We start from the raw sequence: 26,663 nt of genomic DNA on the forward strand, positions 1-26,663 counted from the left end.
GCCGGCACCGGCTACCCGGCCCCCCCCCCCGCCCGGGGGGGCGGCCCCTTGCCCCCGCCCCACCCCCCCCAGGCCTCCCGTTCCGGCCATCCAGGCCGGAACCGACGCAAGAACAGGAGGGGGGACAGGAATGCGCGTCACCCTGCTCACCGAGGGGACGTATCCGCACCAGCACGGCGGCGTGAGCGTCTGGTGCGACCAGCTCGTTCAAGGCATGCCGGACGTCGAGTTCGACGTCATCGCCGTCACCGGAACCGGGCACGAACCACTGGCCTGGGAGCTGCCCGCCAACGTGCGGTCGGTCACCACCGCACCGCTCTGGGGGCCGGCCTCGGAAGGCCGACCGCCCCGCGGCAAGGAGATGCGGCGCTTCCTCAACGCGTACGAGCGCTTCCTGCACTCCATCCTCGACCCGGTCTACACCACCCACTTCGGCACCGAGCTGTACAACTTCGCCGACCTCGCCCGGCACGGGCTGCTCAGCCCGGCGCTGCGCAGCGAGCGCGCGCTGCGCACCCTCCAGCACGTCTGGACCCGCGACTACCTGCCGACCGCCGTCTCCCGGCCCACCCTGCACGACGCCCTGAACGCCACCGACCTGCTGGAGCACGCCCTGCGGCCGCTCTCGGTCGAGCCGCCGAAGGAGGGCGTCGCGCACGCGGCCAGTGGCGGGCTCGCCACCCTGCCCGGGCTGATCGCCGCCCAGCAGTACGGCGTACCGTTTCTGCTCACCGAGCACGGCATCTACCTGCGCGAGCGCTACCTCGGCTACCGCACCGGCCCGTACCGCTGGCCGGTCAAGGCGTTGCTGCTCGGCTTCTACCGGATGCTCGCCGAGGAGAGCTACCGGCAGGCCGCGCTGGTCACCCCCGGCAACCGGTACAACCGGCGCTGGGAGGAGCGCGGCGGCACGCCGTCCTCGCACATCCGCACCGTCTACAACGGGGTGGACCCGGCCGCCTTCCCGCCGGCCGGTCCCGAGCCCGAGACGCCGACCCTCAGCTGGGCCGGCCGGGTCGACCCGATCAAGGACCTGGAGACGCTGATCCAGGCCTTCGCCATCGTGCAGCGCGAGATCCCCGAGGCGCGGCTGCGGCTCTTCGGCGGCACTCCCAAGGGCGGCGAGGCGTACCGGGACCGCTGCATAGCCCTGGCCGCCGAGCTCGGCATAGCCGACTCGGTGGCCTTCGAGGGCCGCGTCGCCGACATCACCGACGCGTACGCGGCGGGCAACGTGGTCATGCTCTCCAGCATCAGCGAGGGCTTCCCGTTCACCCTGATCGAAGCGATGTCCTGCGGCCGCGCGACCGTCTCCACCGACGTCGGCGGCGTGCGCGAGGCCGTCGGCGACACCGGACTGGTCGTCCCGCCGCGCGAGCCCGAGCCGATGGCGGCCGCCGCGATCGAGCTGCTGCGCGACGCCGAACGGCGCGCCCGGCTCGGCGAGGGCGCCCGGCTGCGGGTGATCGAGCAGTTCACCCTCCGCCAGAACATCGACGGCTTCCGCGGGATCTACACCGAACTCCTGGGCACCGCCCGCTGGATGCCCGGCGGCATGGTCGCCGTCACCGACCAGGTCCCCAGCCCCGACTGGGACCAGCAGCTGGCCTCCGCCGCCCGCCCCGAGCCGAGCGAGGTCGGAGCGTGAACCGGCGCCCGGAGCACCCCCGGCCGGCGGCCGGGGGAGAGAGAACCGTCGAGAAGCGCGTGTCCCGCGAAGCGGCCGCCGAGCACAACGAGGTCGGAGCATGAGCGGTCCATTGCGACTGGTTCCGGACGAAGCCGGACCCGAGCACACCATGCAGCTGCGCACCCTGCCGCTCAAGCGCCGCCGCCCCGCCCAGCCGGAGCAGGAGCCGGAGCCCGAGGAGTCGCTCTACCTCTCCGCGGACCCGCTGGACGAACTCGCCGAGCGCCTGCGCGACGTCTGCGCCGACGCCGTCCACCCGTACGAGATCGCGGCCTTCCTGGAGTCCGACGGCCTCTCGGACGAGCAGGCCGCCCTGCTGTACGGCCGCCCCGACGCGTTCACCGTCGCCGAGGAGCTGTTCGAGAAGGTCCAGCGCCGCTACCCCGGCCCGAGCTCCGAGTTCGCCAACCCCTGGCGGGCCGATCCCTGGCGCTGCGTGGTGCGCGGCCTGGTGTTCGCCCTGCCGGGGCTCGGCTACCTGCTCGGCGCCAGCCTGTTCGCGACCACCCGGATGCGCTTCGGCCTGCCCTCGGGCATGCTCGCGCTGTCCGTCGCCACGCTGGTCAGCTGGGGCTTCAACCAGGCGCTGGCGCACCGCTCCTACCGCTGGCTGGGCCGGATGCGCCGCCGCGAGGCCGCGGTCTGCCTGGCCGTCGGCGCCCCGGTCGGCGCGCTGGTCGCGTCCGCCGCCGCGTACGTGGTCGGCGGGCCGCTCGGCGCGCTGTCCTTCGCCGCCGGACAGTCCTGCTACCTGGGCGCGGCCACCGTGCTGCTGGTGCTCGGGCGGGAGAAGTTCCTGCTGCTGGCGCTGGCCCCGGCCTCGGTCGGCGCGGGCGTGGTGCTGGCGGTGGACGTTCCGCAGCTGGTCCGAACGGTCGTGCTGCTCGCCTCGGTGGCGCTGGCGGTCGGACTGGCCGCCCGGGAGCTGCTGGTCTGCATCCGCGGCGGCGAGCGCGAGTCCGTGGCGCTGAGGCTGCCGGTCCGCCAGGAGGTCCCGCACCTGCTGTTCGGCCTGGCCTGCGGCGCGCTCACGCTGATCGCCGGCCTCGGCGGGACCATCCACCAGGCCGTGCAGTCCGGCGGCCACCCCGCGCAGGAGACCTCGACCACCCCGACCGGACCGGCCATGATCGCGCTGACGCTCAGCCTGGGCCTCGCCGAGTGGCTGCTCTTCCGCTACCGGGCACTGGCGGTCGCCGCACTGCGCACCAGCCACACCAGCGGCCAGTTCTCCCGCCGCACCGGCGCGATCCTGCTCGGCTGCCTGTTCATCTACCTCACCACCGTGGCCGCGCTGGACGCCGCCGCGACCGTGCTGTGGCCCGGCGCCCCCGCGCTCGGCGTGCCGCAGCTCGGCGCGATGCTGCTCCTCGGCGGCTCGCTCTGGCTGGCGCTGCTGCTGAACGCCTTCGGGTTCAGCTGGAGCACCGCCCTCGTCTGTCTGGCCGCCGCGGTCGCCGAGAGCGCCGGGCTGCTGACAGGTGCGGACCCGATCGTCCTGCAGCTGATCGGCTGCGGGGCGGCCGCCACCGTCCTCACCGCACTCGCCGGGCCCGCGCTCGGCCGCACCACCCAGCACCGCTGAACACATCGAATATCCCGCACGCCTCCATTCGCGTGCACCGCCGTACCCGTTTCACCTGAGACACCCACCGGGCCTACGGCGGCCGGCCACCGCAGGGCGTCCGGCCGCCCCGGCAGATCGAGAAAGCGAAATCCGCATGAGCAGCGTCGCGGTTACCGGAGCCGAGGGCTTCATCGGCTCCCACCTCGTCGAGACCCTGGTCGCCGACGGGCACCACGTCCGCGCGATGGTCCAGTACAACTCCTTCTCGTCCTTCGGCTGGCTGGAGACCCTGTCCGAGGAGGTGCTGGACTCGGTCGAGATCGTCCTCGGCGACGTCCGGGACCCGGGCTCGGTCAACGGCCTGGTCAAGGGCACCGAGGCGGTCTACCACCTGGCCGCCCTGATCGCGATCCCGTACTCCTACCGCGCCCCCCACTCGTACGTCGACACCAACGTCACCGGCACCCTGAACGTGCTGGAGGCGGTGCGCCACCTGGAGATCCCCCGCCTGGTGCACACCTCCACCAGCGAGACCTACGGCACCGCGCAGACCGTGCCGATCACCGAGGACCACCCGATCAACACCCAGTCCCCGTACGCCGCCTCCAAGGCCGGCGGGGACCGGCTGGCCGACAGCTACCACGCCAGCTTCGAGACCCCGGTCGTCACCCTGCGCCCGTTCAACACCTTCGGCCCGCGCCAGTCGATGCGCGCCGTCATCCCGACCGTGATCGCCCAGGTCGCGGCCGGCCAGACCGAGATCACCCTCGGCGACCTGCGCCCGACCCGCGACTTCACGTTCGTCAAGGACACCGCCAACGCCTTCCGCACGGTGGGCACCGCGCCCGCCGAGTCGGTGGTCGGCCGGACCTTCAACGCCGGCACCGGCGGCGAGATCTCGGTCGGCGACCTGGTCACCCTGGTCGGCAAGCTGATGGGCGTGGACCTGGTGGTGAAGGAGGACGAGCAGCGCATCCGTCCGACCAACTCCGAGGTCATGCGTCTGGTCGCGGACGCGACCCGGCTGCGCCGGGCCACCGGCTGGGCCCCCGGCTTCAGCCTGGAGCAGGGCCTGGAGCAGACCATCGAGTTCTTCCGCGACCCGGCCAACCTGGCCCGCTACAAGACCGACATCTACAACGTCTGACCCGCCGTAACCGATCTTGCTCGTCCTGGTAACCAAGGTTCGTGTCCTGCACATCCTTTCCGTGGGGGAAACACCATGCACGCAGTGATCCTGGCCGGCGGTAAGGGCGTCCGTCTCCGCCCGTACACCACCGCGCTTCCCAAGCCGCTCGTTCCGATCGGCGACCAGCACGCGATCCTGGAGATCGTGATGCGCCAGCTCGCCGCCGCGGGCTTCCAGAGCGTCACCCTGGCCATCGGCCACCTCGGCCACATCATCCGCGCCTACGTCGGCAACGGCTCCCAGTGGGGCCTGCGGGTCGGCTACGCCGTCGAGGACAGCCCGCTCGGCACCATGGGCCCGCTGCTCACCATGCAGGACCGCCTGCCCGAGCACTTCCTGGTGATGAACGGCGACATCCTGACCGACCTGGACTTCGCCGGGGTGCTCAAGCACCACGAGGCGTCCGGTGCCCCGCTGACCATTGCCACCTATGCCCGTCAGGTCAAGATCGACTTCGGCGTGCTGACCGCCGAAGAGGGCACCATCACCGGCTTCCAGGAGAAGCCCAGCATCGACTACCGCGTCTCGATGGGCGTGTACGGCGTCTCCCGCTCGGCGCTCGCCAAGTACACCCCCGGCCTGCCGCTGGGCTTCGACGAGCTGGTGCTGGACCTGCTGGCCGCCGGGACCCCGCCGTCCGCGTACGAGTTCGGCGGCTACTGGCTGGACATCGGCCGGCCCGACGACTACGACCGGGCCAACGCCGAGTTCTCGACCATCCGCCCGGTCCTGATGCCCTTCGAGTCGACCACCACCACGCCGAGCGTCGCGGAACTGCCGATCCCGGCCGCCCGCACCGCCCCGGACGACGAGCACGCCGAGCCCGCCACCGCGGGCGCCGAGAGCGACGGACGGGCCGCGTGAGAATTCTGCTCCTCGGCGGCGACGGCTTCCTCGGCCGTCACGCCACCGCCGTCCTGCGGTCACTGCCCGGTGCCACCGTGCTGACCGCGGGGCGGCGGCCCGCCCACGATCTCCGGCTGGACCTGGCCACCGCCCAGGCCGGCCCGCTCGGCGAGGAACTGTCCGCGCTGGCCCCCGACGCGGTGGTCAACTTCGCCGGCGCGGTGGCCGGCAGCGCGGTCAAGCTCGCCGAGGTGAACGCCCGCGGCCCGGCGGTGCTCTGCGAGGCGCTCTCCCTCGGCGCCCCGAAGGCCCGCCTGGTGCACATCGGTTCGGCCGGCGAGTACGGCGTCTGCGGACAGGGCGAGTCCCTGACCGAGGACGCCGACGCGCGCCCGGTCGGCGTGTACGGCGCGACCAAGCTGGCCGGCTCCCTCGCGGTGGCCGGCTCGCCGCTGGACGCCGTGGTGCTGCGGGTGTTCAACCCGGTCGGCCCCGGCGCCCCGGCGGGCTCGCTGCCCGGCCGGCTGGCCGCCGAACTGCGCCGGGTGGCGCCCGAGGGCGCCGACGGCGTGATCACGGTCGGCGACCTCTCCGCCTACCGCGACTTCGTCGACGCCCGGGACGTGGCCGGGGCGGTCGGCCTGGCCGTCACCGCCGACCGTCCGCTGCCCCGGATGCTCAACCTGGCCTCCGGCCGGGCCCGGCAGGTCCGGGCGATCGCCGACGGGCTGGTCGCCGCGGCCGGCTTCACCGGCCGGATCGACGAGAGCGGGGCGGGCTCCGAACGCTCGGCCGCGGTCTCCTGGCAGCAGGCCGACGTGTCGGCCGCCGCCCGGGAGCTCGGCTGGCGGCCGGAGACGGACCTCGCCGACACCCTGCGCGACCTGTGGCTCGGCACCGCCGGGCCCACGCCCGACCCGGTGGTCGCATGACCACCGGGCAGACCCCCGACGGCCGCCTGCTGGTGCCGCTGTACGTCCACCCCGCGGTGGACCCGGCGGCCTGGCAGGCGGTCGCCGCCGCCGACCCCGCCCGGATCGCCGCCGTCGTGCTCAACCTCGCCGACGGTCCGGGCGAGGTCCCGGACCACGTCTTCGCCGAGGCGGCCGACCGACTGCGCGCCGCCGGCCTGCCGCTGGTCGGCTACACCGACACCGACTACGGCCGCCGCCCGCACGCGGCCGTGGTGGCCGACATCCTGACCTACCGTCAGCGCCACGGCATCACCGGCGTCTACTTCGACCAGGTCACCACCCACCGGGGCGCGCTCGCGCACTACCGGCGGCTGGCCACGGCCGCCCGCGCGGCCGGCTGCGGCACCGTGGTGTTCGGCCACGGCGAGCACCCGGACCCGGGCTACGCGGAGGTCGGCCTGGCCGACCTGCTGGTGACCTTCGAGGGCGACTGGGACGCCTACCGCGACATGACGCTGCCGCTGTGGACCGGCAGGCATGCGGCCTCCCGCTTCTGCCACCTGGTCTACGACGTCCCCACCGAGAACGCCCAGGACGCCGCCGCCCTGATCGCCGCCCGGCGAGCCGGCGTCGGCTGCGCCGTACCGGGAGCCGGGGAGAACCCCTGGCGCACCCTGCCGTACGGCCTGAACGCCGCTGAACTGACCTGACCCGATCCGGAGTTCGACTACCGTGAACCGTCGCAACCGGCTGCTTCCGGCCACCCTGGCCCTCGCCACCGCCACCGCCCTGCTGGTCAGCTCGTGCAGCAGCTCGGGATCGGAGGACGACCAGGACTCGGCCGACGGCACCCCGAGCAACTCCCCCGCGGCCACCGCGCCGAGCACCCCCGGCACCCCCGACGCGGCCACCACCGCCCCGGACACCCCGACCCCCGGGCCCACCACCCCGAATGCCGGCGCGCCGGCCCCGGGAACGCCCGCCGGCAGTCCGCCGCCCGGTACCCCTCCGGGCCCCGGCACCCCGCCGGGCAACCCGGCACCGCCGCCGGCCGGCGCCCGCTGGCAGCCCACCCCCGGCCTGGCCTGGCAGTGGCAACTCGGCGGCGCCGTCGACCAGTCGGTGGACGTCCCGGTCTACGACATCGACGGCTTCGAGAACGACGCCTCGGTGGTGGCCGCGCTGCACGCCAAGGGCCGCAAGGTGATCTGCTACATCAACGCCGGCTCCTGGGAGAACTTCCGCCCCGACTCCGCCGCCTTCGCCAAGTCCCTCCAGGGCTCGGACACCGGCTGGAAGGGCGAGAAGTGGTTCGACATCCGCAAGCTCGACCAGCTGAGGCCGCTGATGGCCGCCCGCTTCGACATGTGCCGGAGCAAGGGCTTCGACGCCATCGAGCCGGACACCATCGAGGCCTACAACCAGAACAGCGGTTTCCCGCTGACCGCCGACGACCAGCTCAAGTACAACCGGATGCTGGCGCAGCTCGCCCATGAACGCGGCCTGGCCATCGGCCTGAAGAACGACCTGGACCAGATCCCGGCGCTGCTCGCGGACTTCGACTTCGCGGTCAACGAGGAGTGCTCGCAGTTCGACGAGTGCGACCGTGTCGCCCCCTTCGTCAAGGCGGGCAAGGCGGTCTTCCACGTCGAGTACAAGCTCGACACGGACCGGTTCTGCGGCAAGGCCAAGTCGCTGGGCTTCAGCTCGATGCGCAAGAAGCTCGAACTGGACGCCTGGCGCAAACCCTGCTGAGGAGCTCGGCTCCCGTCGCGCGGGTGACCCGGACGAGGGTCACCCGCGCGAGGGTCACTTGACCGCCAGCCAGATCACGCCGCCCAGGGCGACCAGCACGACGACGGCGATCAGCGCGATCACGCCGGTGCGGCTGCCGCTCTTGCTGCTGCCGTAGGTGGAAACGTTGCCCGGGGCCTGGGGCGCCGGGCTCTCGTCGACGAACGCCCGGAACATCTGGGTGCTGCCGGCGGGGTCGTAGTCGTTGTCAGCCATGGCACGGACTCTAACGAATCCGCCCACCTCGGGCACACCCCGGACCCCCGTCGCGCGGAACACACCACCCCCACGTGCGACAGCGGTACGACGGCTCCGTGAAGACCGCGCGGTTCACGGAATGCCCCGCCGCGCAATCCGGTTGACTTCCCCCATGACCGGAAACCACAGCCGGGTCCGCCTCGGCACCTCCGACCTGTCCGTCTTCCCGCTCTCCCTCGGCGGCAACGTCTTCGGATGGACGGCCGACGAACAGCAGTCCTTCGCCGTCCTGGACGCCTACGCGGCAGCCGGCGGCAACTTCGTCGACACCGCCGACGTCTACTCCGCCTGGGCCCCGGGCAACACCGGCGGCGAGTCCGAGACCGTCCTCGGCAACTGGCTGCGCAGCCGCGGCAACCGCGAGGACATCGTGATCGCCACCAAGGTCGGCATGCACGCCGAGCGCAGCGGCCTGGGCGCCGCCAACGTCAAGGCCGCGGCCGAGGACTCGCTGCGCCGCCTGGGGGTCGAGCGGATCGACCTCTACTACACCCACCGGGACGACGACACCCCGGTCGAGGAGTTCGTCACCGCGCTGGACGAGCTGGTCCGCGAGGGCAAGGTCCGGGCGGTCGCCGCCTCCAACATCTCCGCCGAGCGGCTCACCGAGTCACTGGCCTTCGCCGAGCGCGAGGGCCTGGCGAAGTACGTCGCCGTCCAGCCGCACTACAACCTGGTCTCGCGCGGCACCTTCGAGGGCCCGCTGGCCGACGTGGTCGCCGAGCACGGTCTGGCCACCGTCCCGTACTACGCGCTGGCCTCCGGCTTCCTGACCGGCAAGTACCGTCCCGGGGTCGACGGCGTGGACAGCGCCCGCGCCGAGGGCGCCACCCGCTACCTGGCCGAGCCGCGCGGCCCCAAGGTGCTGGAGGCGCTGGACACCGTCGCCGCCGAGCTGGAGGTGGAGCTCGCCTCCGTCGCCCTGGCCTGGCTCGCCGCCCGTCCGACGGTCGCCGCCCCGATCGCCAGCGCCCGCACCGTCGAGCAGCTCCCGCCGCTGCTGGCCGGCGCCACCCTGGAGCTCACCCCGGAGCAGACCGCCCTGCTGGACGCCGCCTCCGCCTGAGCCCGCCCGGCGCCACGGCTGCTCCGCCCCGCAGCCGCCCTGGACGCGGTCCGGGCCCCGACAGCGGCGCGCTGTCGGGGCCCGGTACGGGTTCCGCGGCTACGGCCGGCCGAAGTGGGTCGGGTAGTAGCCCGGGCTGAGGGTCGAGATGCGGACGGTCGTCCCCGGCCGGGGCGCCTCCACGAAGGTGCCGCCGCCCAGGTAGATCCCCACGTGGTGGATCCCCGAGGCCCGGCCGCTGTCGGACCAGAACACCAGGTCGCCGCGGCGCAGTTGCCCGGCGCTGATCGGCGTGGTCGCCGCGTACTGGTCGTCGGCCACCCGCGGCAGGCTGATCCCCGCGCGCCGGTAGGCCTGCTGGACCAGCCCCGAACAGTCGTAGCCGGACGGGCCGTTGCCGCCCCAGACGTACGGCTTGCCCAGTTGGGCGAGCGCGTAGTCGATGGCCGCCTCCATGCTTCCGGGGGCCGGCGAGGGCTTGGCCGACGGACGGCTCGCGGGGGCCGCGGGCTGCGCGGGGGCCTGGGCCGAGCCGGCGGACTGCCCGGTGCGGCTCGTGTAGACGTCGGAGTGGCTGGTCCAACGCCACTCGCCGGAGCCGTTCTTGAACCAGTACTTCGACCCGTCCCAGCCCTGGCGCATCCCGGCGGAGGAGGCCGAACCGTTGGAGGCGGCCCGGGCGGAAGCGCCGGCCGAGCCGGCGGACTGCCCGGTGCGGCTCGCGTAGACGTCGGAGTGGCTGGTCCAACGCCACTCGCCGGAGCCGTTCTTGAACCAGTACGTCGACCCGTCCCAGCCCTGCTTCCCGGCCGCGGCGTGCGCGGATCCGGCGCCGGCCGTCAGGCCGACGACGCCGGCGCCCGCCAGCACGGTGGTGGCCAGACAGGTGCTCCGCACGGCCCGGTGTATTCGGCTGCCGCCGGCCGCCGCCGCGGAGCGGGCGGTGCGCGGCCGGACGACGCAGTTCGGGCAGCCGCAGCCCGCGATCGCGGGGATGCTGCCGAGTCGCTCCTCGAAGCCGATCAGACCGGGATCACCGTCGGGGCCGCCCGAGCCGACGGTGACGGCGGGTTCGGCGTACGCGCCGGTGGCTATCCTCATGCGGGTCGTCCTTCCTTCCGCCCGGCGCGGGCGGCCGGGGACGGTACCGAGGCGGCCACTCCGGCCGGGGCGACGAAGGCGACCAGCAGCTGTTCCATCAGCGCGCTGCGGGCGGCCTCGTCCAGTTCGTGCGCGGTCGCCCGCTCCAGACGGCGGACGGCGAGCGCCGCCGCCTCCACCGCGTCGTCCACCAGCACCGTGCGCAGGCCCGCGTCCAGGTCGGCCAGCCGGCGCCGGCGCATCGACTCGGCCACCTCGGGCGCGTACTCCAGGGCCAGCGGCTGCACCGAGTAGACCTCCAGGCCGGCCGGGGCCGCCTCGGCCGCCAGCGCCCTGGTCATCTCGTCGGCGAACCACTGCCCGTCGCGCAGCGCGGGACCGGGGGCCGCGTTGCTGTCGCAGGGCAGGGTGGACGCGGTGCGGGTGAGCACCGCCTGGACCTGCTCGCGCAGGTAGCTCTCGTGGTCCTCGATCGCCAGCAGCGCCCGCGCGGTGTCCTTGACCCGCCAGACGATCAGCAGCCGGACCACGATCGGCGTGCCGGTGCGGTCCACCACCTTGACCGGCTCGCTGCGCCAGTGCCGCAGCCGCACGTCCACCCGACGACGGCGCAGCAGCGGGTTGACCCAGACCAGGCCGGCCCGGCGGACGGTGCCCCGGTAGCGGCCCCAGCGGGTCAGCACCCGGGTCTCGCCGCCCGCGTTGGCCAGCAGTCCGGCGAGCGCGAGCACCACCAGCAGGCCGGCCGCGGCCGCCGCGGCGATCCACTGCGCGTCCGCCTCCACCCGGCCGCTCTCCCGTGCGACGGTGCCGCGCAGGTCGGGCAGCGCGTCCCAGTACGGGATGACGCCGGTGCGCAGCAGTACGAACAGCACACCGGCCACGCCGATCAGCACGGCCAGCAGGGCGATCCAGCCGGGCAGCGCGGCGGCGCGGTGCTCGCGCAGCGCCTGGTCGGCGCGCGGCGGGCGCCGGGAGGTGGTGGCGGTCGCGGTTCCGGCCGCCGTGACGTCCAGCAGCTCGACGGTCTCGGGGGCGGCCGTCTCCAGCGGGTCGCGCCGGTCCGCCGGGCCGGCCTGCGCGGGGCTCGGGACGACGGCCAGCGGGGTGGTCGCCGGCCCGCTGTCGGCCGGGCCGTCCGACGTGACGGTCCTGATGGCCGTGGTTCTGGCCAGCGGGCTGGAGCCGGAGGCGGAACGTTCCGGCACTGCCGGCGGAAACACCTTGGGCAGATTGTCGGGTCGCTGCGAAGAATCGCGGGTGACGTCCATGCACGGATCCTCTGGGTCGGTGTGTCGCGCAACGGGCGGCCCGGATCTGACGGGCAGTGCCAGGGTCAGGCTAAGTTCATACGTCATCAAATGCGACATTTGAACCGAGGTGTGTCGACATTTACTGACGAATCATCCAAAGCCGACCTGACGCGCAGGCACATGAGTGGATGGTCGGGACAGTTCGGCGCCGATCAGCGCCGAGGAGCACCGGCCCTACGGGCGAACACCCGACGGGTGATCAGCCCCAGACCGGTGAGCACCAGCAGGACTCCGGCGAGCCCACCGCGCCGGCCGGTCTCCCCGGGCCGTCCGGACGCGCCCTGCGACGCCCCCACCGGAGGCGCCGCCAACGGCCGGGCCGCGTCCCGAATGGACTCGGCGGGTTCGGCGGGTTCGGCGGGTTCGGCGGGTTCGGCGGGTTCGGCGGGTTCGGCGACGGCCCCGGCCGAGTCGGCAGCTCCGGCGGTTCCGGCGGCCGTTCCGGCGGTTCCGGCCGGCGAGGGCGCGGACTGCACCGCGGCGACAGCGGCCGGCAAGGCGCCGACACCGTCGGCCGGGGCCGGAGCCGGAGCCGGGGAGACGGTCACGGTGGCCGAGGGGATCGGGGCGACGAGCCCGGTGGACGCGACGGACGCGGTGGTCACGGTGGCCGCCGCCGGGACCGAAGCGCTCGGACGCGACGTCGGCGCCACCGACGACGCCACCACCGGACTTGCCGTCACCGGCCGGGCTCCCGCCGACGGAACCACGATCGGCAGCGCCGCGGGCACCTCCGAAGGCGCCGCCGCGACCGACGGACTCGGCGAGGCCACCGCCGAACCCTGAGCGCTCGGGCCCGACTCGGCGAGGTTCGACGGCACCGCCGACGCACCGGACGCCACCGGGCTCGGCGCCGCCGACCCGGGCGCCACAGGACTCGCCGCCGGACCGGACGCCGTCACCGTCGTCGCTGCCGTCGTCGGACTGGGCCGGGCCGAGGCCGAGGCCGACCGGGTCGGGCTCCCGGCCACCGGGCTCGACACCTCCGCGGCCGGAGCCGAAGCCGTCGGACCGACTGCCGTCGAACTCTGTGCCGCCGGACTCGGCGACACCGAACCCGACACCGCCGGGCTCGACGCCGCCGGATCGGGCACCGCGCCCGCAGCGGCGACCCGTACCGGCACCGGCTCCGCCGAGACCTCGTTGCCCGCCCGGTCGGTCGCCGTGACGAGCAGCCACTGGTCCCCGTCCGTCAGGTCCCGGTTGGCCGTGCAGCTCCAGCTCCCGTCCAACGCCGCCGTGGCCCCGCAGAGCACCGTCCGCCGTTCCGTCTCCGAGGACGCCCCGGGCCGCACCGTGACCAGCACGTTCCCTCCCGGCTCCGCCCGGCCGGCCAGCTTCGGCCGGCTGACCCGCACGGTCTCCCCCGGGGCCGGGGAGGTGAGCACCGGCCGCTGCGGCAGGCCGGTGTCGACGACCAGCTCCACCGGCGGCCCGGCCGTCCGGTTCCCCGCCGCGTCGACCGCGACCGGGGTGAGCAGGTGCTTCCCGTCCGTCAGGATCTCGACCGGCAGGCAGGACCACCGGCCGTCCGCCGGCACCCCCGTGATGCACAGGTCGTCGCCCGAGCCCCGTTCGACCACCGAGACGGTGCTGCCCGCCTCGCCGGTGCCGGTGAGCCGGAGCCCCGGGTCGTTGGTGTAGGCGGGGACGGTGAGCGTGGGGGCGCCCGGCGGCACGCTCTTCACGCTGACCCCGACCGGCTCGCCGCGCAGCACCACACCGCCGGTGGTGGTCTCCACCGGGGTGAGGGCGTGCGGACCGGGCGCCAGCCCGGTGTCGGGGCGGCAGGACCAGTCGCCGCCGCGCAGGACCTTGGCCTTGCAGAGTGCGGTGTCGCCCTCGACGACCTCCACCGTGGCACCGGACACCGCGCCCCCGCCGCTGATCCGCGGCCGGGCGTCGGCGAGCACGGTCCCGTCGACCGGCTCGGCGATCTCCGGCCGGGCGGCGCCGACGGTCAGCTCGATCCGCTGGTCGCTGACCTGTCCGGAGTCGGCGAACCCACCGGAGGAGACGAGCTGGCCGGCGTCGCGGCCGATCCGCAGCCTGGCCCAGGTCCCGCCGGAGGCCGCACCGGCCGGGACGGTCCACTCCAGGGTGGCGGTGTCGGCGCCCGGCGGGACCTCGGTCTGCACCCGCTCGGCGGGGTCGAACCGGCCGGTGCGGTCGAAGTCGATCCAGCCGGCCAGGGTCGCGGGCTGGTCGCCGACCGCGACCGGGACGGTGAGCCGGTAGTAGCGGCCGATCGCGGCCTCGGCGGGGAAGGCGATCGCCGGGTCGGCGCCCTGGTACTCGCCGCGGCCGGGCTGGAGCCCGGCCCGGGGGCCGTCGAACGGGCTGCGTGGGGCCGCCCCGTGGTCGGGCCGGACCAGCGGCCCGCTGCCGGGGGCCCCGGCGGAACGGCTGCCGGCGGTGCGCGCCGGACCGGCCGCGTCGGCGCCCAGGAAGAGGTCGGTGACCACGTGCGAGGCGTTGCCGTAGTCCTGCGGGGCGGTGCCGAGGCCCTCGTCGACGGTGACGGTGTAGGCCTGGCGCAGGGCGGGCGGGGTGGTGGTGCTGCCGGCCCGGGCGACGGAGCGCTGCTCGACCCGGAACACCGCGGTGCGGACCGTGCCGGCCAGCTCCAGCGAGCCCTCGGCCGCCGAACCGGGATCGCCGTCGGACGCCCCGTCCGGGCTCGCGGGGGCGAGGACGTTGCCCTCGACCGTCCAGCCGGGCCAGTCCGTGCGGTCGACCAGGGCGGGGGCGGCCGGCGAGCCTCCGGTCACGGTCAGCCGGGTTGCCGTGCTGGTGCTGCCGGAATTCCCGGTGGCGAGCGCGGCCAGGCCGCTGAGGTGCAGCCGGGGATTGCGGACCGGGCGGGAGAAGTCCAGCCGGAGCGTTCCCACGGTGCGCCAGGAGCCGTCCGCCTGCGGACGGTCGGGGGCGAGGTCGAAGGTCTGCGCGGGATCTCCCGGCCGCATTCCGTCGGCATAGCGGGCAGCGGGGAGACCGGCGGCGGAGCGGTCCGCCAATGCGCCCGGTGCGGCGGTGACGCCGGTGCCCGGGGAGGCATCGAGATCGAACCGGACCGAAAGTCCGGAGGGCAGCACCGCCCGGTGCTCGGCGGACCAGGTGTCGGGGGACTGGCGGGCCACCGAGAGCGGGGCGTTCCACGTGGTCAGCAGCCCGGTCGCGAGGACGGCCAGGGCGGCAGCCGTAAGGGAAAACTGTCGGCTCATCCGGCTCTCCTTCGCGGTGGGCTGCCGGGCTGGCGGGCAGGCGGGCAGGCTGCACAAGATCCGACAAAAAGGAATCACGGCCCAGGGCCGGGCATACGGCGACACCTGTGCTTTTGGCCGTGTCCCACCCGATCGGCGGTCATTCGGGCGGCAGGACGGGATGTACCCGAAACGGCTGCATTTCATCCATTAGGCGGCAATCGGCACCACTCGAACGGACGCAAGAACGGGAACTCCGGACCCATCCGGGGGACACCGGCCTCCGGGACGGAACCATCCACCGCAGGGCCCTGTTCGAATCAGTGGCCCGGCGCGCCGGGGAACGGGAGAAGCCCCCGGCCGGTGGCCGGGGGCTTCTCGATGGTGCGCTCAGCAGGATTCGAACCTGCAACCTCTTGATCCGTAGTCAAGTGCTCTATCCGTTGAGCTATGAGCGCAAGGAACGGGCGAACCCGATCTTGCGAAGGTTGGTGCGCTCAGCAGGATTCGAACCTGCAACCTCTTGATCCGTAGTCAAGTGCTCTATCCGTTGAGCTATGAGCGCTCGCCCTGGTGAACGTTGCCTCCGGGGCGTTGCGGGGACAACATTACATGACCTGCGGCGTAGGACGAAATCGGTTGATCCGGGCCCCCGCCGACCCCTTCCGACCCCGCCGTGCCGGCGCTCGGGGCCCCGCTCCGGGCCGCACCCGCACCCGCACTGTGTCCGGGAAAGCGAAGAGCCCCCGTCGACGAGATCGTCGACGGGGGCTCCCGACTGGCGGAGGCTGAGGGATTTGAACCCTCGATCAGGAATAACCCCGAAACCGCATTAGCAGTGCGGCGCCATAGACCGGACTAGGCGAAGCCTCCCCACATGGATCGCATCCGCGCGAGCGGACCCGTTCCGTGTGTCAGTGATGATGCCACAACCGTGGGGCTCGGCACCAACCACCGCCAACGTTACTAGGCGGGTCGACCCCGCCGCAAAGAAGAATGAGATACTGCCGTCTCCGGAGGAGCTGCCCCGAGCCGAGGAGACCTGTCGACGTGAGCAGCAGGCCGATCCGAGGCGCTGCTCGCCTCGCCGCCATACTCGACGCCCTGCCCGACGCGTTGCTGCTGGTGAACAGCAACGGCACCGTCGTGGACGCCAACAGCGCGGCGGTCCAGGCGTTGCAGGCGCCGGGCACCTCACTGGTCGGCATGGGCGTGCTGGGTCTGCTGCCCGAGTTCGACCCCAGCCGCATCCCCGGCTCGATGCGCCCGGCCACCCGCGACGACGAGGCCCTCGACCGCCCGGTCCGGATGACCGCCCACCGCACCGACGGCACCACCTTCCCGGTCGAGGTCTCCGGCAACGACTTCGCCGACGACGGCGACGGCCGCGGCTACGCGCGCTCCCCGTACGACTCGTACCGCGAGAACTCGCCCTCCTCCTCCGACCTGCTCCTGCTGCTGGTCCGCGACCTCTCCGGCCGGCTCGGCGTCGAGGCCGAGCTGCGCCGCCAGCACAAGCAGACCGAGATGATCCTGCGCGCCGCCGCCGAGGGCGTGCTCGGCGTGGACCTCGAAGGCCGCTGCGTGCTGGTCAACCCGGCCGCCGCGCACATCCTGGAGTACCGGGCGAGCGAGCTGGGCGGGCGCGAACTGCACCCGCTGATCCAGCACTCCCGGGCCGACGGCACCCCGCTGGCGCTGGAGGAGTCGGCGCTGCTGGACACCCTGACCTCCGGCCGCAAGCACCGGGTGCGCGGCACCGTGCTGTGGCGCAAGGACGGCCGACCGGTCACCGTCGACCTCACCACCGCCCCGGTCCGGGACGGCGACCAGCTGGTCGGCGCGGTGATGACCTTCACCGACCGCAGCCGCGAACTCGCCCTGGTCGCCCGCAACGAGCACCTCACCGCCGTCCTGGAGAGCGAGCTGGGCGGCGCGCTGAACGCGCTGAACCAGCGGCTCGACGCGCTCGCCGCCGACCCGGCCGGCCAGCTCTGGCCGGAGGCCAACTGGACGCTGCGCCGGCTGGCCGCCGAGTGCCGCCGGTTCGGGAAGCTGATCGACGGGGTGCTCGACCACCAGCGCTGCGAGGCCGGCGAGAGCGCCGGCAGCGAGGCCAAGGACGGCAAGGACGGCAAGGAGCCCAAGGCCGGCAAGGACGCCAAGGACGGGCAAAAGCCCGCGCCCCGGGTGCCGGTCGGCCTGGACAAGGTGGTCCGCCGGGCCGTCGACGTGGCCGGCGAGCTGGTCGGCCCCGGCCGGGTGCGGTTCTCGGTGCACGCCGCCGCGGTCGAGGTGATCGCCGACGAGCGGCGGCTCGCCCAGGCACTGGCCCACCTGGTCGCCGACGTCAGCGGCATCGGGCTGGCCCTGGACCCCCCCGACGCCCCCTCCCCCGGTCTGGCCGTGCCCGGGCTGAACGGCGCCGCCACCCCCGCGCTGCCGCCCGCACCCGACCTGCCGACCGTGGTGCTGGCCGCCGCCCAGCGCGGCGAGGTCGCCCGGGTCGAGATCCGCGGCCCCGGCGTCGGCGGCAGCCCCGTCCACCTGCCGATAGCCCGCGCGGTGGTCGAGCGCCACGGCGGCGTGCTCCAGCCGCACGAGCTGCCCGGCAAGGCCGGCACCACGTACGTCGTCGAGCTGCCGCTGGACCCGGTCGCCGCGAAGGCCGCCGCCGAGCGCGCCGCTGCCGAAGGCCGCTCCGACCGGCCCAAGGAGAGCGACAGCGCCGTCCTGCCCGAGCTTCCGGGCATCCCGCAGCTGCCCAGCAGCGGTGAGAGCACCGAGCCCGCGGCGACCGCCGAACAGCCCGGCGCCGAGGCCCCCGAAGCCCCCGAGGCCCCGGCCGCGGAGCGGGCACCCGCCGAGGAGCCCCCCGCCGAACGGCGCGGCCGCCGAGGCCGACCGGCCGCCGAGGTCCCGGAGTCCGACACCCCCGGTGCCCCCGGCAGCCCCGGTGCCCCCGACATTCCGGCCGACCAGTGGCCGAACGCCCCCGCCCGGGTCGAGCGGGCCGTCCCCGAGCAGTGGAACGGCACCGGCAACGACCCCGCGTACGGCCGCCAGGGCCTGCCCGGACCGGACGGTGCCCAGAGCGACCCGTGGGGCAAGGACGACGGCCGCTCCGGCCCCGCCTACGCCGTGCCCGTCGAGGGCCACCGGGTGCCGCCGAACCGCCCCGGCGGGCGCGAGCCGCTCGCGCTCGGCCCGGCCCCCGCGCCCACCGCCCCGGACGGCACCCCGCCGGCCGGCACCCCGACCACCGAGGCCGCCCAGGCCGCCCAGGCCGCTCAGGCCGCCCAGGAGCAGGCCCCGGGCGAGACCAAGCACCGGCGCCGCCGCGCGCTGCCCTCGACCGAGGAGTCCTCCGGCGGCTTCGCCCTGCCCGGAGCGGCCGACGCCCCGGTCTACCCCGGCCTGGAGCACGCCCTGCCGGCCGGTCCCGCGCCCGCGCCGCCCGAACCGGGCGCCACCGCGCCGACCGGACGCCGCCGCCGGCTGGCCGTCCCGCCGGGACCGGACCCGGACGCCCTGGTGAACGCCTCCGTTCCGGCCGGTCCGGTCGGCCAGGTCGAGCACGTCGGCCAGGTCGGCCAGGTCGGCCAGGCGCTGCCCTCCCCCGGCAGCGCGCTGGCGCCCGCCCGCGCCGCCCTGCCCGCCGCCGAGGAGCCGTCCGGCCCCCGCCCGGTCGGCACCGGCCTGGGCGAGCTCGCCCCGCCGCGCCAGCTCGGCCCCGCGCCGGTGACCGCCACCGCGCCGCAGCCGCCCGTACCGGCCGAGGCCCACCGGACCGCGCCGCGCCCGATGGCCGAGCTCCCGCCCGCGGACGAGCGACCCGCCGACGAGCAGCCGTCCGCCCCGACCGGCGAGCTGGCCAACACCCGCCGGCTGCTGGTCTGGCCCGAGCCCGACCCCGCCACCAAACAGGCCCTCCAGGCGCGCGGCTACCTGCCGGTGATCGTCCGCTCCCGCGAGGAGGTGGACGCCCAGGTCCCCGGCTTCCCCGCCGCCCTCTTCGTCGACCCGCTGACCGGCCCGATCACCCGCACCGCGCTCCAGTCGCTGCGCACCGCGGCGCTCAACCGCCGGGTCCCGGTGCTGGTCACCGCCGGCCTCGGCCAGGCCACCCGGGACGCGGCGTACGGGGCCGACCCGGCCGTCCTGCTGCGCGCCCTCGCACCGCGCGACGGTGAGCACCACGCCCCACGGGTGCTGCTGGTCGAGGGAGACCCGGACATCGCCGCCGCCATGATCAGCAGCCTGGAGCGGCGCGGCATGCACGTCGAGCACGCGGTGGACGAGAACGACGCGGTGGCCCGGGCCAGCAGTGTGCAGCCCAATCTGGTGGTGATGGACCTGCTGCAGATCCGCCGCCGCCGGGTCGGCCTGCTGGACTGGCTGCGCGCCAACGACCGGCTGCACCGCACCCCGCTGGTGGTCTACACCTCCGTGGACCTCGACCCGCGCGAACTGCCCCGGCTGCGCACCGGCGAGACCGTGCTCTTCCTCGCCGAGCGCTCGACCAGCGAGGACGTCCAGTCCCGGATCGTCGACCTGCTCGGGCGGATCGGTGCGATGGGCGAGGCGGGCGTCGCCGCCGCGGGCTGACTCCGTCGTGGGCCGGCTCTGCGGCTCTCGGGCTCTGCGGCTCTCGGGCCCTCCGGCACTCCGGCACGTGAAAGGGCCGGCCGCCCCCGTTCCGTACGGGGCGGCCGGCCCTTTCGGCCGGTCACTCCTTGCCGAGCACCGTGACGTCCAGCTCCTGGGCCGCGTAGCCGGCCCGGATCACCTTCTTGTCGAACTTGCCGACCGAGGTCTTCGGCACCGACTCCACGATCGCCCAGCGCTCCGGCAGCTGCCAGGAGGCGATCCGCTCGCCCAGGAAGGCCCGCAGCTCCTTCAGGCCGACGGTCGCGCCCGGGCGCAGCACCACGGTCGCCAGCGGGCGCTCGCCCCACTTCTCGTCCGGGACGGCGACCACGGCGGCCTCGGCCACGTCGGGGTGGGCCATCAGGGCGTTCTCCAGCTCGACCGAGGAGATCCACTCGCCGCCGGACTTGATGACGTCCTTGGCCCGGTCGGTGAGGGTCAGGTAGCCGTCCGCGGTGATCGTGCCGACGTCGCCCGTGCGCAGCCAGCCGTCCTCGGAGAACTTGTCGTCCGGGCGGACCGGGTCCTGGCCGGCGCCGCCGTAGTACGCCCCGGCGATCCACGGACCGCGCACCTCCAACTCGCCCGCCGAGACGCCGTCGTGCGGCATCCGCTCGCCGCCCGGGCCGATCAGCCGGGCCTCGACGGAGGCCGGGAAGACGCCCTGGGTGACCCGGTACGGCCACTCCTGCTCGGGGGTGAGGCCGCCCGGCGGCTGGGCGAAGGAGCCGAGCGGGGAGGTCTCCGTCATGCCCCAGGCGTGCAGCACCCGGATGCCGTGGCGCTCCTCGTAGGCCTTCATCAGCGACGGCGGACAGGCGCTGCCGCCGATGACCACCATGCGCAGGCTGGAGGTGTCGTAGTCGCCCGCGTCGAGTTCGTCCAGCAGGCCGGCCCAGATGGTGGGGACGGCGGCACTGACGGTCGGACGGACGGCGGCGATCATCTCGGCCATCGGCTTGGGCTGGAGGAAACGATCCGGCATGAGCAGGTTGGCGCCGGACATGAAGGCGGCGTGCGGGATGCCCCAGGCCTGGACGTGGAACATCGGCACCACCGGCAGCGCGGTGTCGCGCGGGGTGAAGGCGAAGTTGTCGCCGGTGTTCACCTGGAGGCAGTGCAGGTAGACCGAGCGGTGGCTGTAGAGCACGCCCTTCGGGTCCCCGGTGGTGCCGGAGGTGTAGCAGAGCACGGCGGCCCGCCGCTCGTCGATGTCGTGCTGCCACGGGTACTCGGTGGGCCGACCGGCGATCAGCTCCTCGTAGTCGTGCACCGCGCCCGCGAAGCCGGCCAGCACCGAGCGGTCGCCGGGGCCGCTCACCACGATGTGCCTGAGGGTCGGTGCGAGGTCCGGGAGGACGGCGGCGAGCAGCGGCAGGACGGTGCCGTTGACGATGATCACGCGGTCGGCGGCGTGGTTGACGATGAACGACAGCTGCTGGGAGGGCAGCCGCAGGTTCAGCGTGTGCAGCACGGACCCCATCGCGGGGACGGCGAGGTACGCCTCCAGGTGCTCGGTGTTGTTCCACATCAAGGTGGCCACCCGGTCGTCCGCGGTCACCCCCAGCTCGTCGCGCAGCGCGCACGCGAGCTGCGCGGCCCGCGCGCCGACCTCGGCATAGGTCCGGACGACCGGCCCGGTGCCGTCCCAGGTGGTGACGGTCGAGCGGCCGTGGATCGTCGACCCGTGCTCCAGGATTCGGGCGACGGTGAGCGGTACGTCCTGCATCGTGCTGAACACGGGTCCTCCTCGACCTGGCGGCACTGGGGGCTGCGCCTGCGGCACCTACCGGGCGGTAATGCGCGCGGACGTGCCCGATTGTGCCGCCCCCACCCCCCGCTGTCAGTATCCCGGCCCCGTTGCACGGATCACGGATCCGTCCCGGTTCCGCCCTCCGCCCGCGGGGGCGGGCAGGCGTCGGCGGCCCGACGGTCACCGGAGCCCTGCGGCGGGGGAGGTCAGGGGAGGTCGGGGCGGGTGAGGCGGAGGGAGTTGGCGGAGTCGGGGAGGTAGGCGGGGTCGAGGGTCCAGCCCTGTTCGGCGGCGATGCGCAGGGCCTGGTGGGCGCCGGCGCCGCGGTAGGTGGCGCGCTTGAGCTGGATGCGGTGCGCGGGGGTGGTGCCGGAGGTGCGGGCGGCGGCGCGGATGCGGGTGGCGTCGCGTTCGAGGATGCGGCGGATGTGGCGGTCCCAGGCGGCGGGGCTGTTGGTGAACTCGGCGCGGAAGGCGCGCGGGCCGACGGTCCAGCGGGCGCCCCAGCGGTCCCAGTGGTCGGGCTCGGGGCGGCTCACCCAGCAGGTGAGCAGGCCGTACACCGGGACGTAGAGGACCTGGAGCAGGAGGACGAACGGCAGCAGCGGCGCGAAGCGGACCGGCTGCGGGCCCCACGGGGTGCCGGGGGCGGCGGGCGGGTCCTGCGGGGAGGGGGCGTTCAGGGCGGCCGGGGCGGGGAAGTGGCGGGCGAGGCGGACGTGCCCGGTGTCCGTCCCGGACGCCACGCCGTGCCAGCCGTGCCGCTCCGCGAGCCGGACCACGCCGGCCGCGCCGAGACCGCGGTAGAACCGCAGCGGGAGTCCGACCCGCATCACCCGGCCGAGGTCGGCCCGTACCTCGCCGTCGCCGGCCGCGTGCGCCGCCTCGGCGGCGGCGATCCGGCGGGCCAGGATCGGGGCGACGTAGCGCTCCCAGTGCTCCGGCCTGCCGGAGAGCTCGGCCCGCAGCCGGCGGGGCGGGACGAAGCTGCGGTTGACCTTCAGCCAGCCGTCGGAGTCGGGACCTCCCCCGCTGTAGTCCGCGAGGAGCAGGACGACGAAGAGCAGCACCAGGCCGAGGACCCAGAGCGGCGCGTAGATCCACTGGAGGACGAACTGGACCAGCACGGCCAGGCGGTTGCGGCGCGGCGCGGGGCCGGGGAAGCCGCCGGGGCGGCCGGCTCCGGGCTCCGGCGGGGCGCCGAACCGGTCGGCGGCGTACGGCTGTTGGGGGGCGGGGTGGGCCTGGTGGACCGGGTGGGCCTGGTGCGCCGGGACGGCCTGCGGCTGCCGGGGCGGGTAGGGCTGCGGCGGCGGCACCGGCTGCGCGTACGGGTTCTGCTCGTACGGGTTCTGCGCGTACGGATTCTGCGCGTAGGGGTGCTGTCCGTACGGCGGCTGTCCGTACGGGTTCTGCGGTGGCGGCGCGCCGTACCCGCCGGTGCTGCCGCCGTGCCCCTGCCCGTTCGCCATGCCGTTCCCCCGTGCTCGATCGGGGGCCACCCTACCGGCGGGGCTCAGTGGGCGGTCGGGCCGTCCACGTGGTTGCGGTCGACGGTGAGGGTGGCGCCGCCGAAGGTCTCCTCGACGTTCCCGTGGTACTGGTGGACGCGCTGGTGCAAGCTCCAGAGGTCGGGGGCGAGGCCGCCGGAGCCGTCGGTGTCGGCCCGGTCGTCCCAGCGGGCGTACCAGAGCGCGTCGGGCATCGGGGAGCTGCCGGCGCGGGCGGCGGCGGCGAGGTCCGCGATGCCGGAGTCGAGGCTGGAGTAGAAGCCGGAGCGGTAGTCGGCGTCGTGCAGGGCCGCGGTCCAGCCGAGGGTGAAGTCGACCACGGCCTGGCCGCACGCCGGGTCGCGCATCGGGTAGGCCTCGATGTCCAGGTAGACCGGGCTGCCCTTGGCGAGTCCGAGCGCGCGCAGGGCCCGGGCGGCCTCCTCCGCCTCATCCCGGCCCTGCTCGGCGGCCGTCGCCGGGTCGATCCGCTTGGGCTTGCGGCCCGGTTCGGCGCACGGCGCCTGCAGTCCGACGTGCACCGGCAGGAACCGCCAGCCCAGCGCCCGCACCTGGCGCACCCACTCGGCGGTGAGCCGGGGCTGGTCGCAGCCGCGCTGGGAGCCGCTGGTGTAGATGCCGACCGCCCCGTACGGGGAGGCGTCGCGCCAGGTCTTCAGGGTGTCGAGCGACGGTGCGGTGCAGGCGTCGAAGGCGGGGCCGCTCCAGGTGTCGCGGACCCGGGGCGGGCCGTACCGGTCGGGCAGCGTGACGGCCCGGATGCGGGGGGCGGCGACGGCGGCCGGGACGGTGGCTTCGGCGTTCACTCCCGTCCCGTCGGTGGCCGGCAGGAGCACGAGGGCGGCGGCGAGGAGGGCGGCGGGGCGGAGAAGGCGCACCCCGCCTTGATACTGACGGCCCGTCGGGGGTTTGCCGCAACCACGCCGCAGCGCCCGCGCGAGTCCACCCTTTCGGACGCACCCGTCCGCATCCGTCCCGATTTTTGTAACGAGCTTGCCCGTTCATCACTCCTTACGGCAAACTCACAAATATGCCCACCTCCCATACCAGCGAAACCCCTGCCGCCTCGTCGTCGGCCGCCGCCGTCGCCGAGGCCCTGGCCATGCCGCCCGCCCCCAAGGGCGAGCCTGCCGGCGAGCGGGGAAGCTGGCGACGAGGTGGGGCCTCCGGCCCCGCGGCGCCACCCGGGATCGACCCCGGCCGGTCCACCGGCCGGCTCGGCAAGGTCCTGCGGCGCCCGGAGAGGATCCCGGCGCCGCTTCTCTGTCTGACCGCGATGTTCCTGGTGCAGACCGGCATCGCCCTGTCCAAGCCGCTGTTCGGCCCGCTCGGCGTCAGCGGCACGACCTTCCTGCGGCTCGGCTTCGCCGCCGTCATCCTGCTCGCCGTCACCCGGCCCAAGCTCCGCGACAAGCGCCCGCGCGACCTCGTCGCGGCCGCACTGCTCGGCGTGGCCTCGGCCGGGATGACCTTCCTGTTCGCCGGGGCGATCGACCGGCTGCCGATGGGCACCGCCGCCACCATCGAGTTCCTCGGCCCGCTCGCGGTCGCCCTGGTCTTCGCCCGGCGCGCCAGCCACCTGCTCTGGGCGCTGCTCGCGGCCGCGGGCGTGGTGCTGCTGACCCTGCTCGGCGAGGGGGACGGCGGCGGGTCGCTCGACCCGGTCGGCCTGCTCTACGCCTTCGGGGCGGCCGCCTGCTACGCCCTGTACATCCTGTTCACCGACAAGGTGGGCGCGACCTTCCAGGGCTTCCAGGGCCTGGCCGTGTCGATGACGGTCGGCGCGCTGGCGCTGGCACCCTTCGGGCTCGGCCAGGCCTGGGACGGGCTGACCGCGCCCGGCGCCTCGCCACTGGGGCTGCTCGCCGCGGTGGCCGGGGTGTCGCTGCTGCTGCCGGTGATCCCGTACGCGCTGGAGATGACCGCGCTGCGACGGATGCCGCAGCGGGTGTTCAGCGTGCTGGTCAGCCTGGAGCCGGCGGTCAGCGCGCTGGTCGGGCTGGTGGTGCTGGGCCAACTGCTGGGCGTGCCGCAGCTGGCCGGGATCGGCTGTGTGGTCGCGGCCAGCGTGGGCGCCACGCTGACCGGGCGGCGGTAGCCGCGTCTGCCTGGGTGCTCCTCCTCCGGGGAGGCGTGCTCCGGGACGGCCTGCCCCGGGGACGCCCTACGGCCAGAGCAGGGTGCGCGACCACTCCGGGGAACTGACCGGGCCGGTACGGGTGTAGCGCAGCCGGATGTGCCGGCGCTGGGCGTCGCCCTGCCAGAACTCCACCTCGTGCGCCCACAGGGTGTAGACCGCGTGCCCCGGCGCGACCGCGTCCGGGTACGTCTCCAGCCGGCGACGGGCGACCGCCTCCGCCTCGTCGTACTCGTCGACCGAGCCCAGCGGCTCGCTCTGCCGCCCGACCAGCGCGCCGACCCGGGCGGCGGGCGAGCGGGTGGCGAACTCGGCGGCGGCGACCAGGTCGGCGGCCCGCTCGACGGTGCCGCGCACCCGGACCTGGCGGCCCAACTGCGGCCAGTAGACGGTCAGCGCGGCGGCCGGGTGACCGGCGAGCTGACGGCCCTTGGGGCTGTCGGCGGCCGCGGAGAAGTTCCAGCCGGTGCCGGCCGCGTCGACGTCGCGCAGCACCAGCACCCGGGCGTCCGGCATGCCGTCGGCGTCGACGGTCGAGAGGGTGAAGGCCTGCGGGTCCAGCACCCCGGCGTGCAGCGCGGTGGCGAGCCAGTCCACGAACAGCGGGCCGGGCTCGGTGGGGGCGGCCGCATGGTCGAAGGAGGGCAGCGGGCGGGCCATCGGCGGACGGCCGAGCAGCAGCTCCGGGACGGACCTGGGCCCGGACCGGTGCCCGTGGACCGGCTCGGCAGACGGCTCCGGGCGCGCGTCCGCCGCGGGCTCCGGTGCAGGCCTGGCCTCGCCCGGGCCCGTCAGGCCCTCCTCCTCCGCCGCCATCGCGCACCCTTCCTTCCGATTGCCGCGGTCGCCGCCCCGGCCGGGCCGGCCCTTCGGGCCCGGGCACGTGGTGCGCTGTCGGAGCGCAACCGTACCGCCGTACACCCACGGCTCCGGGCGCGGGCCCTCGGTGGACGGATCCGGGCCGGTCGGCGGGCGGTTCCGGGGCGTGCGGCGGGCGCACCGGCACCGGCACCGGACACGCTCGTGGGCGGTGCCGCCATCGGCACCGCCCACGAGGCCGGTTTCGCGGTGACCCTTTCCGCGGCCGGTCGAATGCGCTGTTCCCTCTGCTGTACTGCGGTGGTACCTCGGTTTCCGTTACAACCGTTCCAACCGATCCGTCCGTTCCGACCCGGTCCGGGCCCGTCCGCGGCTGCTCAGCTCAGCCGCGGCCACCCACGTCCGGCGCCCCCGCCTTCCGTGGTGCCCGGTGCCGCATCACGGCGGTCAGTTGAAGGTCGGGGCGACGACGACGTTGACGTCCTTGTTGCCCTGACCGGCCTGGACGTTCCCCGCGTTGTCCTTCACCGCGACGGTGTTGTCCTGGTTCGAGCCGCCGGAACCGGTGGCGGTCTGCTGGGTGGAGACGTAGTTGCCGTCGACCCCGCCGAACACGTTGCCGGTACCGGTGTTGGAGACCGCTCCGGCGTTGGAGCCGCCCTCGGCACCCGCGCCGTCGTCGGCGGCGGCACCACCGGCACCGGCCAGCAGCAGACCGGCCGCGAGTGGGCCGGCGAACAGTAGTCCGGCTGTTCGACGGGTACGGGTGCGAGCCATGAATGCCTCCAAAGAGCTGTTCACCGGGCAATGGTCGATCAAGGTGTGCAAGGTTCGTCGACCGGACGAACACCT

General features: G+C 74.7%; 18 protein-coding genes, 3 tRNA genes and 1 pseudogene. 10 read left to right on the plus strand and 12 right to left on the minus strand.

Going from position 1 to position 26,663, the window contains the following annotated elements:
- Positions 1-130 precede the first annotated feature (130 nt).
- The 7 genes and pseudogenes from pelF to ACWGKU_RS19315 all read left to right on the plus strand — a co-directional run bounded on the left by pelF (position 131) and on the right by ACWGKU_RS19315 (position 7,961).
- On the plus strand, positions 131-1,648 hold the full coding sequence (gene pelF / locus ACWGKU_RS19285) for a GT4 family glycosyltransferase PelF (protein ID WP_401049947.1): 1,518 nt from the start codon (positions 131-133) through the stop codon (positions 1,646-1,648).
- A gap of 100 nt (positions 1,649-1,748) precedes the next feature.
- A complete protein-coding gene (locus ACWGKU_RS19290; RefSeq protein ID WP_401049950.1) occupies positions 1,749-3,275 on the plus strand; it encodes a hypothetical protein in 1,527 nt (508 codons plus the stop codon).
- Between the two features lie 136 nt (positions 3,276-3,411).
- Complete coding sequence (locus tag ACWGKU_RS19295; RefSeq protein WP_380547479.1) at positions 3,412-4,404, plus strand: SDR family NAD(P)-dependent oxidoreductase; 993 nt, start codon at positions 3,412-3,414, stop codon at positions 4,402-4,404.
- Positions 4,405-4,479: 75 nt separating this feature from the next.
- Positions 4,480-5,181: pseudogene (locus ACWGKU_RS19300) on the plus strand (nucleotidyltransferase family protein); the annotation flags it as partial.
- Positions 5,182-5,306: 125 nt separating this feature from the next.
- Positions 5,307-6,224, plus strand: coding sequence for an NAD-dependent epimerase/dehydratase family protein (locus ACWGKU_RS19305; protein WP_452179198.1), 918 nt, complete (start codon positions 5,307-5,309; stop codon positions 6,222-6,224).
- Positions 6,221-6,916 (plus strand): spherulation-specific family 4 protein, encoded by a 696-nt coding sequence (locus tag ACWGKU_RS19310; protein ID WP_401049954.1) that lies wholly within the window; start codon positions 6,221-6,223, stop codon positions 6,914-6,916. Before ACWGKU_RS19305 ends, ACWGKU_RS19310 begins: the two co-directional genes overlap by 4 nt.
- A 22-nt stretch (positions 6,917-6,938) precedes the next feature.
- A complete protein-coding gene (locus ACWGKU_RS19315) occupies positions 6,939-7,961 on the plus strand; it encodes an endo alpha-1,4 polygalactosaminidase (protein WP_452179197.1) in 1,023 nt (340 codons plus the stop codon).
- A 54-nt stretch (positions 7,962-8,015) separates the two neighbouring features.
- Here ACWGKU_RS19315 and ACWGKU_RS19320 read toward each other — a convergent pair whose 3' ends face one another.
- On the minus strand, positions 8,016-8,216 hold the full coding sequence (locus tag ACWGKU_RS19320) for a hypothetical protein (RefSeq protein WP_359913925.1): 201 nt from the start codon (positions 8,214-8,216) through the stop codon (positions 8,016-8,018).
- Positions 8,217-8,370: 154 nt separating this feature from the next.
- Here ACWGKU_RS19320 and ACWGKU_RS19325 point away from each other — a divergent pair, with 154 nt between their 5' ends.
- Positions 8,371-9,324: an aldo/keto reductase gene (locus ACWGKU_RS19325; RefSeq protein ID WP_452179196.1), complete on the plus strand. Its 954-nt coding sequence runs from the start codon at positions 8,371-8,373 to the stop codon at positions 9,322-9,324.
- A 99-nt stretch (positions 9,325-9,423) separates the two neighbouring features.
- Here the strand turns inward: ACWGKU_RS19325 and ACWGKU_RS19330 are convergent, their stop codons facing one another.
- The 6 genes from ACWGKU_RS19330 to ACWGKU_RS19355 all read right to left on the minus strand — a co-directional run bounded on the left by ACWGKU_RS19330 (position 9,424) and on the right by ACWGKU_RS19355 (position 15,814).
- Positions 9,424-10,425 (minus strand): C40 family peptidase, encoded by a 1,002-nt coding sequence (locus tag ACWGKU_RS19330; RefSeq protein WP_452179195.1) that lies wholly within the window; start codon positions 10,423-10,425, stop codon positions 9,424-9,426.
- On the minus strand, positions 10,422-11,633 hold the full coding sequence (locus ACWGKU_RS19335) for an SPFH domain-containing protein (protein ID WP_401047742.1): 1,212 nt from the start codon (positions 11,631-11,633) through the stop codon (positions 10,422-10,424). The genes ACWGKU_RS19330 and ACWGKU_RS19335 overlap by 4 nt, the downstream gene beginning before the upstream one ends.
- A 257-nt stretch (positions 11,634-11,890) precedes the next feature.
- Positions 11,891-14,962, minus strand: a complete 3,072-nt coding sequence (locus tag ACWGKU_RS19340) for an Ig-like domain-containing protein (protein WP_452179193.1) — start codon at positions 14,960-14,962, stop codon at positions 11,891-11,893.
- 361 nt (positions 14,963-15,323) lie between these two features.
- Positions 15,324-15,399, minus strand: a tRNA-Arg gene (locus tag ACWGKU_RS19345).
- A 31-nt stretch (positions 15,400-15,430) separates the two neighbouring features.
- A tRNA-Arg gene (locus ACWGKU_RS19350) sits at positions 15,431-15,506 on the minus strand.
- Between the two features lie 214 nt (positions 15,507-15,720).
- Positions 15,721-15,814, minus strand: a tRNA-Ser gene (locus tag ACWGKU_RS19355).
- Positions 15,815-15,991: 177 nt separating this feature from the next.
- On the opposite strand from ACWGKU_RS19355, the gene ACWGKU_RS19360 reads away from it, so the two are divergent.
- Positions 15,992-19,549, plus strand: a complete 3,558-nt coding sequence (locus ACWGKU_RS19360) for a PAS domain-containing protein (protein WP_452179192.1) — start codon at positions 15,992-15,994, stop codon at positions 19,547-19,549.
- A 121-nt stretch (positions 19,550-19,670) separates the two neighbouring features.
- On the opposite strand, the gene ACWGKU_RS19365 is transcribed toward ACWGKU_RS19360, so the two are convergent.
- The 3 genes from ACWGKU_RS19365 to ACWGKU_RS19375 all read right to left on the minus strand — a co-directional run bounded on the left by ACWGKU_RS19365 (position 19,671) and on the right by ACWGKU_RS19375 (position 23,733).
- Positions 19,671-21,332 (minus strand): long-chain fatty acid--CoA ligase, encoded by a 1,662-nt coding sequence (locus ACWGKU_RS19365; protein ID WP_387688816.1) that lies wholly within the window; start codon positions 21,330-21,332, stop codon positions 19,671-19,673.
- A gap of 218 nt (positions 21,333-21,550) precedes the next feature.
- Positions 21,551-22,816, minus strand: a complete 1,266-nt coding sequence (locus ACWGKU_RS19370) for a hypothetical protein (RefSeq protein ID WP_452179191.1) — start codon at positions 22,814-22,816, stop codon at positions 21,551-21,553.
- A gap of 44 nt (positions 22,817-22,860) precedes the next feature.
- Positions 22,861-23,733: a glycoside hydrolase domain-containing protein gene (locus ACWGKU_RS19375; protein ID WP_401051246.1), complete on the minus strand. Its 873-nt coding sequence runs from the start codon at positions 23,731-23,733 to the stop codon at positions 22,861-22,863.
- A gap of 152 nt (positions 23,734-23,885) precedes the next feature.
- Between ACWGKU_RS19375 and ACWGKU_RS19380 the strand changes: the two genes are divergently transcribed.
- A complete protein-coding gene (locus tag ACWGKU_RS19380) occupies positions 23,886-24,953 on the plus strand; it encodes an EamA family transporter (protein ID WP_380547509.1) in 1,068 nt (355 codons plus the stop codon).
- A gap of 66 nt (positions 24,954-25,019) precedes the next feature.
- Here ACWGKU_RS19380 and ACWGKU_RS19385 read toward each other — a convergent pair whose 3' ends face one another.
- Positions 25,020-25,808 (minus strand): pyridoxine/pyridoxamine 5'-phosphate oxidase, encoded by a 789-nt coding sequence (locus ACWGKU_RS19385; protein ID WP_401051250.1) that lies wholly within the window; start codon positions 25,806-25,808, stop codon positions 25,020-25,022.
- 450 nt (positions 25,809-26,258) lie between these two features.
- The gene (locus ACWGKU_RS19390) at positions 26,259-26,588 is read right to left on the minus strand and encodes a hypothetical protein (RefSeq protein ID WP_401051252.1); all 330 of its coding nucleotides are present in this window, start codon (positions 26,586-26,588) and stop codon (positions 26,259-26,261) included.
- Positions 26,589-26,663: the final 75 nt, after the last annotated feature.

This window comes from Kitasatospora sp. NPDC054768 (assembly GCF_053612025.1).

What these genes read in the sequence shown, in the direction of transcription:
- pelF (WP_401049947.1), top strand. Translation starts at nt 131, where the DNA reads ATGCGCGTCACCCTGCTCACCGAGGGGACGTATCCGCACCAGCACGGC.
- ACWGKU_RS19290 (WP_401049950.1), top strand. Translation starts at nt 1,749, where the DNA reads ATGAGCGGTCCATTGCGACTGGTTCCGGACGAAGCCGGACCCGAGCAC.
- ACWGKU_RS19295 (WP_380547479.1), top strand. Translation starts at nt 3,412, where the DNA reads ATGAGCAGCGTCGCGGTTACCGGAGCCGAGGGCTTCATCGGCTCCCAC.
- ACWGKU_RS19310 (WP_401049954.1), top strand. Translation starts at nt 6,221, where the DNA reads ATGACCACCGGGCAGACCCCCGACGGCCGCCTGCTGGTGCCGCTGTAC.
- ACWGKU_RS19320 (WP_359913925.1), bottom strand. Translation starts at nt 8,216, where the DNA reads ATGGCTGACAACGACTACGACCCCGCCGGCAGCACCCAGATGTTCCGG.
- ACWGKU_RS19325 (WP_452179196.1), top strand. Translation starts at nt 8,371, where the DNA reads ATGACCGGAAACCACAGCCGGGTCCGCCTCGGCACCTCCGACCTGTCC.
- ACWGKU_RS19330 (WP_452179195.1), bottom strand. Translation starts at nt 10,425, where the DNA reads ATGAGGATAGCCACCGGCGCGTACGCCGAACCCGCCGTCACCGTCGGC.
- ACWGKU_RS19340 (WP_452179193.1), bottom strand. Translation starts at nt 14,962, where the DNA reads ATGAGCCGACAGTTTTCCCTTACGGCTGCCGCCCTGGCCGTCCTCGCG.
- ACWGKU_RS19370 (WP_452179191.1), bottom strand. Translation starts at nt 22,816, where the DNA reads ATGGCGAACGGGCAGGGGCACGGCGGCAGCACCGGCGGGTACGGCGCG.
- ACWGKU_RS19380 (WP_380547509.1), top strand. Translation starts at nt 23,886, where the DNA reads ATGCCCACCTCCCATACCAGCGAAACCCCTGCCGCCTCGTCGTCGGCC.
- ACWGKU_RS19385 (WP_401051250.1), bottom strand. Translation starts at nt 25,808, where the DNA reads ATGGCGGCGGAGGAGGAGGGCCTGACGGGCCCGGGCGAGGCCAGGCCT.
- ACWGKU_RS19390 (WP_401051252.1), bottom strand. Translation starts at nt 26,588, where the DNA reads ATGGCTCGCACCCGTACCCGTCGAACAGCCGGACTACTGTTCGCCGGC.